The following is a 12529-nucleotide window of genomic DNA, read 5'->3' on the forward strand; positions in this document are numbered from 1 at the left end:
CTGACCGTCTCCCGTTGCATCCGGCCCGGTGAAGCAGGGACCGCCCTGCCTCACCGGGCCATAACGAAGTGTCAACTCTACGCGCGTAGGCCGGAGTTGGCGCGCCAGGAGTGTGCTGAACTACTAGGCCGGGCGTCCGGCCGGTGGCCCAGTGCGCTTCCAGGCTTCCCCGGAAGCTTCCCGCCCCCCGCTCCTGCCCACGAGGAGAGTGCGCCATCAACGCGTCCAGCCCTCCCGCCGTCGAACTGCGCGGCATCACCAAACGATTCCCCGGTGTCGTCGCCAACAAGGACATCGACATCACCGTCCGCAAGGGCACCGTGCACGCGCTGTGCGGTGAGAACGGCGCCGGCAAGTCGACCCTGATGAAGATCCTCTACGGCATGCAGAAGCCGGACGAGGGCACCATCACCATCGACGGCGCCCAGGCCTCCTTCTCCAGCCCGGCCGACGCCATCGCGCTCGGCATCGGCATGGTCCACCAGCACTTCATGCTGGCCGACAACCTGACCGTCCTGGAGAACGTCGTCCTCGGCGGCGAGAAGCTGTACGGCATCGGCTCCAGGGCCCGCAACAAGATCAAGGAGATCTCGGACGCGTACGGCCTCGGGGTCCGCCCGGACGCCCTCGTCGAGGACCTCGGGGTCGCCGACCGCCAGCGCGTGGAGATCCTCAAGGTCCTCTACCGCGGCGCGCGCACCCTCATCCTCGACGAGCCGACCGCGGTCCTGGTCCCGCAGGAGGTCGAGGCGCTCTTCGACAACCTGCGCGAGCTCAAGGCCGAGGGCCTGACCGTCATCTTCATCTCGCACAAGCTCGGCGAGGTCCTCTCGGTCGCCGACGAGATCACGGTGATCCGGCGCGGCACCACCGTCGGCACCGCCGACCCCCGCAGCACCACCACCAAGCAGCTCGCCGAGCTGATGGTGGGCAGCGAGCTGCCCTCGCCCGAGACCCGCGAGTCGACCGTCACCACGGTCCCGATGCTCAAGGTCGACGGCCTGCGGCTGGCCGCCACCGACCCCGACGGGGTGGTGCGCGAGGTGCTGTCCTCGGTGTCCTTCACCATCCACAAGGGCGAGGTGCTCGGCATCGCCGGCGTCGAGGGCAACGGCCAGGCCGAGCTCGTCGAGGCCATCATGGGCATGCGCATCCCCGACGGCGGTGTCATCACGCTCGACACCACCGACATCTCCACGGCCCCCACGCGCAAGCGCCGCGAGGACGGCATCGGCTACATCCCCGAGGACCGCCACCGCCACGGCCTGCTCCTGGAGGCCCCCCTCTGGGAGAACCGGATCCTCGGCCACGTCACCGAGAAGCCCAACTCCAAGGGCGCCCTCCTCGACAACAAGGCCGCGCGCAAGGACACCGAGCGGATCGTGCGCGAGTACGACGTGCGCACCCCCGGCATCGAGGTCACCGCGGCGTCCCTGTCCGGCGGCAACCAGCAGAAGCTGATCGTCGGCCGCGAGATGAGCCACAACCCCAAGCTGCTGATCGCCGCGCACCCCACCCGGGGCGTGGACGTCGGCGCCCAGGCGCAGATCTGGGACCAGATCCGCGAGGCCCGCCGCGAGGGCCTTGCCGTACTCCTGATCTCCGCCGACCTGGACGAGCTGATCGGCCTGTCCGACGCCCTGCGGGTGATGTACCGGGGCCGTCTGGTCGCCGACGCCGACCCCGCCACGATCACCCCCGAGGAACTGGGTTCCGCCATGACCGGTGCCGCCACCGGCCACCTGGAGCACCAGGAGAACACTGGGGGAGAGGACCGATGAAGAAGCTCACCTCCCGCATCGACAAGGAGAAGCTGCTCCTCGCGGTCGCGGCCCCCGTGCTCGCGCTCGTCGCGGCCCTTGTCGTCACCGCGCTGATCATCCTCGCCACCGGCAAGAACCCGTTCCCGGCCTTCAACGACATGCTGTCGTACGGCTCGGCGAGCGACAGCCAGGTCTACATCCTCAACAAGGCGACGACGTACTACCTGGCGGGCATCGCGGTGGCCATCGGCTTCCGGATGAACCTGTTCAACATCGGCGTCGACGGCCAGTACCGCCTGGCCGCGTTCCTCGCCGCGGTGGTCGGCGGCGCGCTGAGCCTGCCCGGCATCGTGCAGATCCCGATCATCATCGTCGTCGCCATGCTGGTCGGCGCGATGTGGTCGGCGGTCGCGGGCATCCTCAAGGTCACCCGGGGCGTCAGCGAGGTCATCTCGACCATCATGCTGAACGCCATCGCGACCGCGATCATCGCCTATCTGCTCCAGCCCGACCGGCTCGGCCAGCTCGACGAGGCGGGCACGCTCGTCTCGACCAAGCCGCTGCCCACGTCGTCCTGGTTCTTCACCATGGACATGGGCCCGGCCGGCCAGCTGTGGGGCTTCATCGTCGTCGCGGTGCTCGTCGGCGTCGCGTACTGGTTCACGCTCGGCCGCACCCGCTTCGGCTTCGACCTGCGGGCGGTCGGCCAGTCCGAGTCCGCGGCCGCGGCCAGCGGTGCCAACGTCAAGAAGATGATCGTCACCAGCATGATCATCTCGGGTGCGGTGGCCGGTCTGGTCGGCATGCCGACGTTGCTCAACGACAGCCACCAGTTCGACAACAGCTTCCCGCTCGGGCTCGGCTTCACCGGCATCGCCATCGCCCTGCTCGGCCGCAACCACCCGGTGGGCGTCGCGCTCGCCGCGCTGCTCTGGGGCTACCTGGAGCGCACCACCGGCCACTTCGAAGTGATCGGTTACGACAAGGAGATCCTCGGCGTGATTCAGGGCGTCATCGTCCTGTGCGTCGTGATCGCCTACGAACTCGTCCGCCGTTACGGCCTCAAGCGCCAGCAGCAGCGCGTCGGCGCCGAGCTCGCGGCCCAGGCCGCCAAGACCGAGACGGAGGTGACGGCATGAGCGTCACGACCGAAACGACCACGACCCCACCGCCTCCGGCCGGGGTCAAGCGGGGCAACGCCAAGCGCAAGTTCTCCCTCGCGCAGGTCCTGATGATCATCGCGGGCGCGCTGATCCTCGTCTCCGCCGTACGCATCATCACCGGCGCCAACCAGCTCACCAGCGAGGGCCAGATCAGTGCCGCGCTCGGCCTCGCGGTGCCCATCGGGCTCGCGGGCCTGGCGGGCCTGTGGTCCGAGCGGGCCGGCGTGGTCAACATCGGCCTCGAAGGCATGATGATCCTCGGCACCTTCGGGGCCGGCTGGGTCGGCTGGCAGACCAGCCCCTGGCTCGGGCTGCTCGCGGGCATCGGCTTCGGTGTGCTCGGCGGACTGATCCACGCGGTCGCCACCATCACCTTCGGCGTCGACCACATCGTCTCCGGTGTCGCGGTCAACCTGCTCGCGCTCGGCGTGACGCAGTACCTGGCCAAGCTGTTCTTCAACGGCGGCGAGGCCCAGGTCAAGGGCGGCAACCCCAAGCAGTCGCCGCCCGCGGACGCGCTGCCCAGCTTCTCCGTCCCGGGTCTGTCCTCCGGTCTTGAGTCGCTCCAGAACCACCACTGGTTCCTGATCTCCGACCTCGCGGGCATCGTCGGCGGCCTGGTCACCGAGGTCTCCTGGGTCACCGTCATCGCCGTCGCGCTGTTCGTCGGCACCTGGTGGCTGCTGTGGAGGACGGCCTTCGGCCTGCGCCTGCGCTCCTGCGGCGAGAACCCGATCGCGGCCGAGTCGCTCGGCGTCAACGTGTACTCCTACAAGTACGCGGCGGTCGCCGTCTCCGGCGGACTCGCCGGTCTCGGTGGCGCGTTCCTCGCCCTGGTCACCTCGCACATCTACCTGGAGGGCCAGACCGGCGGCCGCGGTTACATCGGCCTCGCCGCGATGATCTTCGGCAACTGGCGTCCGGGCGGACTCGCCATGGGCGCGGGCCTGTTCGGCTTCTCCGACGCGCTCCAGCTGCGCAACGGCGGTCCGACCGTGCACGCCCTGCTGCTCCTGCTCGTCGTGCTGCTCGCGGCGCTCGCGGGCTGGAAGCTGTACAAGAAGGCCACGCTGCAAGCCGCGATCAGCGCGGTGATGGCCGTGCTGATCCTGGTCTGGTACCTGCTGACCGACGACGTGCCCGGCGACTTCGTCGGCGCGACCCCGTACGTCGTGACGCTGCTCGTCCTGTCGCTCTCCGCCCAGCGTCTGCGGATGCCCAAGGCGGACGGCATGCGCTACCGGAAGGGCCAGGGCAAGTGACGCCGGCGCCCGACTGGGACGCCCTGCGCACGGCCGCGCGCGAGGCCATGTCCCGCGCATACGCGCCGTACTCGGGCTACTCGGTCGGGGCCGCGGCCCTGGTCGACGACGGGCGCACCGTCACCGGCTGCAACGTCGAGAACGCCTCGTACGGCATCGGCCTGTGCGCCGAGTGCGGTCTCGTCTCGGCGCTCCAGCTGTCCGGCGGCGGCCGGCTGACGCACTTCACCTGCGTCGACGGGCACGGCGACGTGCTGGTTCCGTGCGGCCGGTGCCGTCAGCTGCTCTTCGAATTCGGCGGCCCCGAGCTCCTGTTGGAGACCCCGAAGGGCATCCTGACGCTGGCCGAGATGCTGCCCCAGGCCTTCGGCCCGGACCACCTGAAGTAACCCGGCGGCCCCCGCACAGCCCGTGCGGGGGCCGCTCCTTCAACTCCCCTCTATGCGCGTAGAGTCGCGTACGTACCAACGTGCACCAAGCCGGAAGGAATGCCATGGACGTCATCTCCGTCATCCGCACCAAGCGAGACCGGGGCGAGCTGTCTCCCGAGCAGATCGACTGGGTCATCGACGCCTACACGCGCGGCGAGGTCGCCGACGAGCAGATGTCCGCCCTGGCCATGGCCATCCTCCTGAACGGCATGAACCGCACGGAGATCGCCCGCTGGACCGCGGCCATGATCGCCTCCGGCGAGCGCATGAACTTCGACTCGCTCTCGCGCCCGACCGCCGACAAGCACTCCACCGGCGGCGTCGGCGACAAGATCACCCTGCCGCTCGCCCCGCTGGTCGCCGCCTGCGGCGCGGCCGTGCCGCAGCTCTCCGGCCGGGGCCTCGGCCACACCGGCGGGACGCTCGACAAGCTGGAGTCCATCCCCGGCTGGCGCGCGCTGCTCTCCAACGAGGAGATGCTGAACGTCCTCGACACCACCGGCGCGGTCATCTGCGCGGCGGGCGACGGCCTGGCCCCCGCCGACAAGAAGCTGTACGCGCTGCGCGATGTGACGGGCACGGTCGAGGCGATCCCGCTGATCGCCTCCTCCATCATGTCCAAGAAGATCGCGGAAGGCACCGGCTCGCTGGTCCTGGACGTGAAGGTCGGCACCGGCGCGTTCATGAAGAACATCGAGGACGCGCGTGAACTCGCCTCCACGATGGTCGCGTTGGGCACCGACAGCGGCGTCAAGACGGTGGCCCTGCTCACCGACATGTCCACCCCGCTCGGCCTGACCGCGGGCAACGCGCTCGAAGTCCGGGAATCCGTCGAGGTGTTGGCGGGCGGCGGCCCCGCCGACGTCGTCGAGCTCACCATCGCGCTGGCCCGCGAGATGCTGGACGCGGCCGGCATCAAGGACGCCGACCCGGCGAAGGCCCTGGCCGACGGCTCCGCGATGGACGTGTGGCGCCGGATGATCGCGGCCCAGGGCGGCGACCCGGACGCGACCCTGCCGGTCGCCCGCGAGCAGCACGTCATCACCGCCCCCTCCTCGGGCGTCCTGACCCGCCTCGACGCGTACGACATCGGCGTGGCCGCCTGGCGCCTCGGCGCGGGCCGCGCCCGCAAGGAGGACCCGGTCCAGGCCGGCGCCGGCGTCGAACTCCACGCCAAGCCCGGCGACACGGTCACCGCGGGCCAGCCCCTGCTGACCCTGCACACGGACACGCCGGAGAAGTTCGAGTACGCGCTGAAGTCGCTGGACGCGTCGTACGACGTGGCGCCGGCCGGCACGGCGTTCTCGGCGACGCCGATCGTGCGGGAACGTATCGCCTGACCTGGGGATTCCTCATATGGGTGAACGGGACCGGTGGACCTGTGCCGGTCCCGTTCGGCATGCTGGACTCGTGACGAACCGACGCAGGGAGACCGCCATGAGCGCACTCACCGTCGACCACGCCGGCAGCGGCCACGAGTGGGACGACGTCGTCCGGATCTGGGAGGAGACGGACGCACCCGAGGGCTGCAAGGTGGAGATCATCGAGGGGATCGTCACCGTGTCACCACCGCCATCCGACGAACACAACGACACCGCTGAACAGCTACACCGCCGCCTCTACAGCGTGATTCCAGAGGACTGGGGCGTTTACCAGACTCTCGGCGTCGCCCTCCAGCAGAGCGCGGGCCTCTACGTGCCCGACCTCGTGGTCATGCCGCGATCACGCCTGAGCCAGGGGCCGGACGGGCGTACCGCTGCGGAAGACGCCGAGCTCGTCGTCGAGGTCACCTCCAAGAGCAACGCCAACCATGACCGGGTGACGAAGACCCACGGCTATGCCAGGGCAGGCGTGCCGTTGTACTTGCTCCTCGACCCCTGGCACTCCGGTCGGCCGACCGCGACGCTCTACGGCGAACCGGAGCACGGCACCTATCGCGTCCTCGGCACGGTCGAATACGGCGAGAAGCTGACGCTGCCCGCGCCCTTCGACCTGGAGATCGACACCGGAAGCTTCCCGGTCGACTAGCCCGGTCGGCTTCCGCCACCGATGAATTCCACGCCCCGCCCCGGTCTCACCGTTGTGGAAGCCACCGAGCCCCCGGAGCAGCACCCTGTCCTCGTCGTCCCCGACCCCGTCACCTTTGCCGACGTCCCGCACCTGTGCGAGCGGCTGCGCCGGCTCTACGGAGGCGGGGCCGCGGAGGTCGTGTGCGACCTCGCCGCGGTGACCCGGGCCGACCTCGCCGCCGTCGAGGCCGTGGCCCGGCTGCGGCTCACGGCCCGGCGGGCCGGGAGACGGGTCCGTATGCGCAACGCCGGGGCCGGGCTGGTGGCGCTCCTGGAGCTGACGGGGCTGGGGGGCGAGTAGGGGGCGGCGCCCCCGACGGCCACCCCGGCCCCATCCCTATGCCTACGGCGTCTCCGGGTTGCCCTCCGCGTCCAGGCGGGCCGGGAGGTTGAACAGGGGGAACCAGCGGTCCGTGTCCAGGAACGAGCAGATGCCGGAGACCTTGCCCCCGCTCGTCTCGATCACCATCAGGGCCCACGGCGTGAAGCCGCCCGCCGGGTCCGGGTGGTAGTGGGCGAACGCCGGGGTGCCGTTGGCCACCGTGGGGAGCAGGCGGGAGCCCCGGCAGACCTCGCCCACGCCCAGCATCCAGCCCACGATGTCGTCGTGGCCGCGCAGCCACAGGTCGTACGGCGGCATGGACAGCGTCGCGTCCTCGTGGAGCAGGGCGGTCAGGGCCGTCATGTCGTAGCCCTCGAAGGCCGCCACGTACCGCTCCAGGAGCTTCTGCTGCTCCTCGTCCAGCGGGTCCGCCGCGTCCGACTGCTTCGGCTCCGACTCGGCCAGCGTCGAACGGGCGCGCTGGAGCGCCGAGTTGACCGATGCCACGCTCGTGTCGAGCAGCTCGGCGACCTCCGCCGCCTTCCAGGCGAGCACCTCGCGCAGGATCAGCACCGCGCGCTGCTTGGGCGGCAGGTGCTGGAGCGCCGCGACGAAGGCGAGCCGCACCGACTCCCGGGCGAGCGCGGCCTCCGCCGGGTCCTCGATGGTGGGCAGCACCCGACCGTCCGGCACCGGCTCCAGCCAGGTCACCTCCGGGCGGGAGTTCAGCTGGGCGTTGGCCACCGGCGTGGCCGCCGTCAGGTCCATGGGGCGGGCCCGTTTGTTGCCCGCGGTCAGCATGTCCAGACAGACGTTGGTCGCGATGCGGTACAGCCACGAGCGCAGCGAGGAGCGGCCCTCGAACTTGTCGATGCTGCGCCACGCCCGCACCAGCGTGTCCTGCACCGCGTCCTCCGCCTCGAAGGCCGAGCCGAGCATCCGGTAGCAGTACCCCGTCAGCTCTCTTCGGTGTTCTTCGAGGCGTACGTCCAGATCCGCCGCCGCTGCCAGATCACTCATCGGTCCACCCCGCGTCGTGCCGTGTAATGCCAGCACTTCGGAAGCTACCCGACCCCACTGACAATCGCGCGTGAACCGAAGAACGCGCAGGTCAGTGACGGGCGTGCGCCAGGTGAAGACGGTGGGTGCGGCGCTCGGCGCGGGCCGCGTGCGAGCCGTACAGGGTCACCGAGACGACGCCGAGGACCGCGAGGACGCCGAGCAGCACCGTGGCCGGCCAGCCGCCCGCATGGAAGGCGACCGCGCCGAGCGTGCCGCCCGCGCTGGAGCCCAGGTAGTACGCGGACTGGTAGAGCGCCGAGGCCTGGGCGCGGCCGTGCTTGGCGGTGTGGCTCACCGAGGAGGAGGCGACCGCGTGGCCCGCGAAGAAGCCCGCGGTGATCAGGACCAGGCCGGCCAGGATCGCGGGGAGCGAGGACGCGAGCGACAGCAGCAGGCCCGCCGCGGTCGTGGACACCGCCAGGTACAGGGCGCCGCGCCGGCCCACCCGGGCCACCAGCTTGCCGGCCGCGGCGGAGGACACCGTGCCGACCAGGTAGACCAGGAAGATCGAGCCGATCAGACCCTGCGGCAGGTTGAACGGGGCCGCGGTGAGGCGGTAGCCGATCACCGTGTAGACCGCGCCGAACACCGTCATGAACAGCGCGCCGATCGCGTACAGCCGGACCAGGAGCGGGTCGGCGAGGTGGCCGCGCACCGTGCGGGCCAGGGCGCGCGGGTTCAGCGAACCCGGCGTGAAATGACGGGCCTTGGGGAGGAGGAGACGGAACGCCACCGCGCACAGGGCGGCCAGCGCGCCCACCGCGAGCAGCGCCGCGCGCCAGCCCCAGGCCTGCGCGACCCAGCCGGTCAGGATGCGCCCGCTCATGCCGCCGATGGAGTTGCCCGCGACGAACAGGCCGATCGCCGCGACCAGCGCCTTCGGCTTCACTTCCTCCGCCAGGTACGCCATCGCCGAGGCCGGAAGCCCCGCGATCGCCGCACCCTGCACCGCGCGCAGCGCCACCAGCCAGCCCACGTTCGGCGCGAACGGGACGAGCAGGCCCACCGCCACCGCGACGGCCAGCGACACCGTCATCATCCGGGTCCGGCCGAACCGCTCGGACAGCGCGCTCAGCGGCAGCACGAACAGGGCGAGCGCGCCGGTCGCCGCCGACACCGTCCAGCTGGCCGCGCTCGCCGTGGCCCCGAGGTCCGCGGAGATCAGCGGCAGCAGGGCCTGGGTGGAGTAGAGGAGGGCGAAGGTGGCGACACCGGCGGCGAAGAGCGCGAAGCTCATCCGGCGGTAGCCGGCGGCGCCGGGGGTGAGCTGGAGCGGGGACGACAAGGGGGAGGCGGCCATGGTGGTGGACGCCCCGGTACTGGCGGGAGGCATACGACGACCGTAGGCCCGGCACGTTTATGCGTCCAATGCACAGATGGGGGACAATCGATCCACTCCTGCATCAGCAAAGGTCAGAGGCGCGCGTGTCATTGAACAGTTACGAAGAAGACATGGCGATGGCATTGGCGCCGCGCCTCGCCTACTTCGCCGGGGTGGCCCGGCACGAGCACGTCACGCGCGCCGCCCATGAGCTCGGAGTGCCCCAGTCGACCCTGTCACGCGCGATGGTCCGCCTCGAAGAGGATCTCGGCGTCGCCCTGTTCGCGCGCAAGGGCCGTACCGTCTCGCTGACCGCCGCGGGCCGCACCTTCCTGGGTTCCGCCGAGCGGGCGCTCGCGGAGGTCGGCCGGGCCGCCGATTCGGTGCGCGCGGACGCCGACCCGGCGGCCGGCAAGGTCGCCTTCGGCTTTCTGCACACCATGGGCTCCGAGACCGTGCCGGGCCTCATCCGCGCCTTCCGGGTCGACCACCCCCGCATCCGCTTCACCCTCGTGCAGAACTACGGCGAGGCCATGATCGAGCGGCTGCGGGCCGGCGAGCTCGACCTGTGCCTGACCTCGCCCGTGCCGGACGCACCCGACCTCGCGGCCCGGCGCCTGGACGAGCAGCGGCTGCGCCTGGTGGTGCCCGACGACCACCGGCTGGCGGGCCGCAAGCGGGTGCGGCTCGCGGAGGCAGCCGACGAGGCCTTCGTGACGCTGGAGCCCGGCTACGGGCTGCGCCGCATCACCGACGACCTGTGCGCCGAGGCCGGGTTCGCCCCGCGCATCGCCTTCGAGGGCGAGGAGGCCGAGACGCTGCGCGGTCTGGTAGCGGCCGGGCTCGGTGTCGCGCTGCTGCCGCCGCCCGCGGTCGCCCGACCGGGGGTCGTCGAGCTGACCGTCACCGCCCCGCGCGCGGTGCGCGAGATCGGCGTCGCCTGGCTCGACGGCCACCCGGACACCCCGCCGGTGGCCGCCTTCAAGGCCTTCCTGCTGTCCCGGCGGGGAAAGCTGATCCCCCAGTAGCCGCGCCGATCCGCAACTCCCTTACGGATGAAGGGACTTGCCGAACCCGGCGGCCAGTGGCATGCGCAGCCCCAGTGGCGGCGGCGCGGCGAGAGCGTCGGTGACCGGCCGTGCGTACGGGCGTGAGAACAGGGTGCCGAAGACGAAGTCGACCGCCAGCGCGTGGACTTCGGGCCGGTGCTGGCGCAGCGCGTGGCCGTCGGAGTGCACCTCGAAGCGGCAGGTGTCCCGGTTCGCCTTCTTGGCGCGCTCGGCGAGCCGGTAGGACAGCTCCGGGTCGCTGCGCGAGTCATTGGTGCCGTGCACGATCATCACGCGCCGGCCCACCAGCTGCTTCACCGGCTCCGGGTCGGCCGCCACGTCGTCCTCGGGGATCCAAGGGGCCAGCGCCAGAACGGAGTTGACGGCCGGATGGCCCGCCGCCCGTAAGGCGGCCCGGCCGCCCATGCCGTGCCCCGCGAGGCACACCGGGACGTCTCCGTAGCGCCGTACCACCTCGTCCGCGGCCCACTCGGCGTCCGTGGCGAGCCGTGCGTCGCCGCCGTTCCAGCCCTGGCCCCGGTAGCGCACGACGTGGGCCACCAGGCCATCCTTTCGGCCGTCCCTGGCCAGTCTGCGGGCCAGCGGCAGTGCGGCCGCGTACGCGAGTGGGGAGGGCCGGCGTGCCGAGACGGGATCGCCGTCCGGCAGCACGAGGACCACACCGCTGACTGTCGCGCCGGCGCCGGTCGCGCCGACGGCCCGTCCCAGCCGGGCAGCAGGCAGGGGAATCGCTTGCTGTGCCATGGCAGAACAGTCTCAGAAGCCGGGGTGTACGCCACCCGTCCGCACGGTCACTGTTACGTATCGACGGCCCGCGGAAGCCGGGCGATCTACGCGCGTAGGGGCTAGAGTGCGCAGATGACGAGCCAGACCGCATCCGTACCCAGCCCGGATCAGATCAGCCGTGCCCCGAAGGTGCTGCTCCACGACCACCTAGACGGGGGTCTGCGTCCCGGGACCATCATCGACATCGCCCGCGAGACGGGATACACGGGTCTGCCCGAGACCGAGGCCGACAAGCTCGGCGTCTGGTTCCGCGAGGCCGCCGACTCGGGCTCCCTGGAACGGTACTTGGAGACGTTCGCGCACACCTGTGCCGTCATGCAGACCCGGGACGCGCTGTTCCGCGTCGCCGCCGAATGCGCCGAGGACCTCGCCGAGGACGGCGTCGTCTACGCCGAGGTGCGGTACGCGCCGGAGCAGCACCTGGAGCAGGGCCTCACCCTCGAAGAGGTCGTCGAGGCGGTCAACGAGGGCTTCCGCGAAGGCGAACGCCGGGCCAGGGCCAACGGCCACCGCATCCGGGTGGGCGCGCTGCTCACCGCGATGCGGCACGCGGCCCGCGCCCTGGAGATCGCCGAACTCGCCAACGCCTACCGGGACTCGGGCGTCGTCGGCTTCGACATCGCGGGTGCCGAGGCGGGCTTCCCGCCCACCCGTCACCTCGACGCCTTCGAGTACCTCAAGCGCGAGAACAACCACTTCACCATCCACGCCGGCGAGGCCTTCGGCCTGCCGTCGATCTGGCAGGCGCTCCAGTGGTGCGGTGCCGACCGGCTCGGACACGGGGTGCGGATCATCGACGACATCGAGGTCGCCGAGGACGGCAGCGTGAAGCTCGGCCGGCTCGCCTCGTACGTGCGCGACAAGCGGATCCCGCTGGAGATGTGCCCGACCTCCAACCTCCAGACCGGCGCCGCCACCTCCTACGAGGACCACCCCATCGGGCTGTTGCGCAAGCTCCACTTCAGGGCCACGGTGAATACCGACAACCGGTTGATGTCGGGCACCAGCATGAGTCAGGAATTCGAGCACCTGACGAAATCCTTCGGCTACACACTGGAAGACATGCAGTGGTTCACGGTCAATGCGATGAAATCAGCATTCATTCCTTTCGACGAACGACTGGCCATGATCAATGACGTGATCAAGCCCGGTTATGCCGAGTTGAAATCCGAATGGCTGTTCCAGCAGACCGCTACGACCAGCGGTTCTGCGAAGGCGAGCAACTGATCGTAGGAATAGGGAAGCGGCCGGGAGTGTGAACTCGCGGCCGCTTTCACATG

General features: G+C 70.7%; 12 protein-coding genes. 9 read left to right on the top strand and 3 right to left on the bottom strand.

Annotated features, from left to right (window positions below):
- The first annotated feature begins 143 nt into the window (after positions 1 to 143).
- The 7 genes from CG740_RS10395 (at position 144) to CG740_RS10425 (ending at position 6989) form a co-directional block, all read left to right on the top strand.
- Positions 144 to 1781, top strand: coding sequence for an ABC transporter ATP-binding protein (locus tag CG740_RS10395; protein ID WP_100574755.1), 1638 nt, complete (start codon positions 144 to 146; stop codon positions 1779 to 1781).
- Positions 1778 to 2902 carry an ABC transporter permease gene (locus CG740_RS10400; protein ID WP_100574756.1) on the top strand — a complete coding sequence of 375 codons (1125 nt, stop codon included), beginning with the start codon at positions 1778 to 1780 and terminating at the stop codon, positions 2900 to 2902. Before CG740_RS10395 ends, CG740_RS10400 begins: the two co-directional genes overlap by 4 nt.
- Complete coding sequence (locus CG740_RS10405; RefSeq protein WP_100574757.1) at positions 2899 to 4188, top strand: ABC transporter permease; 1290 nt, start codon at positions 2899 to 2901, stop codon at positions 4186 to 4188. Before CG740_RS10400 ends, CG740_RS10405 begins: the two co-directional genes overlap by 4 nt.
- Positions 4185 to 4577, top strand: coding sequence for a cytidine deaminase (locus CG740_RS10410; RefSeq protein WP_100574758.1), 393 nt, complete (start codon positions 4185 to 4187; stop codon positions 4575 to 4577). Before CG740_RS10405 ends, CG740_RS10410 begins: the two co-directional genes overlap by 4 nt.
- Positions 4578 to 4681: 104 nt before the next feature.
- Positions 4682 to 5959 carry a thymidine phosphorylase gene (locus CG740_RS10415; protein WP_100574759.1) on the top strand — a complete coding sequence of 426 codons (1278 nt, stop codon included), beginning with the start codon at positions 4682 to 4684 and terminating at the stop codon, positions 5957 to 5959.
- 97 nt (positions 5960 to 6056) lie between these two features.
- The gene (locus tag CG740_RS10420) at positions 6057 to 6647 is read left to right on the top strand and encodes a Uma2 family endonuclease (RefSeq protein WP_100574760.1); all 591 of its coding nucleotides are present in this window, start codon (positions 6057 to 6059) and stop codon (positions 6645 to 6647) included.
- 21 nt (positions 6648 to 6668) lie between these two features.
- Complete coding sequence (locus CG740_RS10425; RefSeq protein WP_100574761.1) at positions 6669 to 6989, top strand: STAS domain-containing protein; 321 nt, start codon at positions 6669 to 6671, stop codon at positions 6987 to 6989.
- Positions 6990 to 7031: 42 nt separating this feature from the next.
- Here the strand turns inward: CG740_RS10425 and CG740_RS10430 are convergent, their stop codons facing one another.
- On the bottom strand, positions 7032 to 8030 hold the full coding sequence (locus tag CG740_RS10430) for a sigma-70 family RNA polymerase sigma factor (protein WP_100574762.1): 999 nt from the start codon (positions 8028 to 8030) through the stop codon (positions 7032 to 7034).
- A 91-nt stretch (positions 8031 to 8121) separates the two neighbouring features.
- Complete coding sequence (locus tag CG740_RS10435; RefSeq protein WP_100574763.1) at positions 8122 to 9405, bottom strand: MFS transporter; 1284 nt, start codon at positions 9403 to 9405, stop codon at positions 8122 to 8124.
- 119 nt (positions 9406 to 9524) lie between these two features.
- Here CG740_RS10435 and CG740_RS10440 point away from each other — a divergent pair, with 119 nt between their 5' ends.
- Positions 9525 to 10421: a LysR family transcriptional regulator gene (locus CG740_RS10440; protein ID WP_199846399.1), complete on the top strand. Its 897-nt coding sequence runs from the start codon at positions 9525 to 9527 to the stop codon at positions 10419 to 10421.
- A gap of 21 nt (positions 10422 to 10442) precedes the next feature.
- On the opposite strand, the gene CG740_RS10445 is transcribed toward CG740_RS10440, so the two are convergent.
- A complete protein-coding gene (locus tag CG740_RS10445; RefSeq protein WP_100574765.1) occupies positions 10443 to 11207 on the bottom strand; it encodes an alpha/beta hydrolase in 765 nt (254 codons plus the stop codon).
- Between the two features lie 114 nt (positions 11208 to 11321).
- Here CG740_RS10445 and CG740_RS10450 point away from each other — a divergent pair, with 114 nt between their 5' ends.
- Positions 11322 to 12476 (top strand): adenosine deaminase, encoded by a 1155-nt coding sequence (locus tag CG740_RS10450; protein WP_100574766.1) that lies wholly within the window; start codon positions 11322 to 11324, stop codon positions 12474 to 12476.
- The last annotated feature ends 53 nt before the right edge of the window (positions 12477 to 12529 follow it).

The organism is Streptomyces sp. CB01201, assembly GCF_002803085.1.
Classification (GTDB): domain Bacteria; phylum Actinomycetota; class Actinomycetes; order Streptomycetales; family Streptomycetaceae; genus Streptomyces; species Streptomyces hundungensis.

Bases quoted from the DNA above. Each gene is read 5' to 3' on its own strand.
- CG740_RS10400 (WP_100574756.1), top strand. From the start codon at position 1,778: ATGAAGAAGCTCACCTCCCGCATCGACAAGGAGAAGCTGCTCCTCGCG.
- CG740_RS10405 (WP_100574757.1), top strand. From the start codon at position 2,899: ATGAGCGTCACGACCGAAACGACCACGACCCCACCGCCTCCGGCCGGG.
- CG740_RS10415 (WP_100574759.1), top strand. From the start codon at position 4,682: ATGGACGTCATCTCCGTCATCCGCACCAAGCGAGACCGGGGCGAGCTG.
- CG740_RS10420 (WP_100574760.1), top strand. From the start codon at position 6,057: ATGAGCGCACTCACCGTCGACCACGCCGGCAGCGGCCACGAGTGGGAC.
- CG740_RS10425 (WP_100574761.1), top strand. From the start codon at position 6,669: ATGAATTCCACGCCCCGCCCCGGTCTCACCGTTGTGGAAGCCACCGAG.
- CG740_RS10430 (WP_100574762.1), bottom strand. From the start codon at position 8,030: ATGAGTGATCTGGCAGCGGCGGCGGATCTGGACGTACGCCTCGAAGAA.
- CG740_RS10435 (WP_100574763.1), bottom strand. From the start codon at position 9,405: ATGCCTCCCGCCAGTACCGGGGCGTCCACCACCATGGCCGCCTCCCCC.
- CG740_RS10440 (WP_199846399.1), top strand. From the start codon at position 9,525: ATGGCGATGGCATTGGCGCCGCGCCTCGCCTACTTCGCCGGGGTGGCC.
- CG740_RS10445 (WP_100574765.1), bottom strand. From the start codon at position 11,207: ATGGCACAGCAAGCGATTCCCCTGCCTGCTGCCCGGCTGGGACGGGCC.
- CG740_RS10450 (WP_100574766.1), top strand. From the start codon at position 11,322: ATGACGAGCCAGACCGCATCCGTACCCAGCCCGGATCAGATCAGCCGT.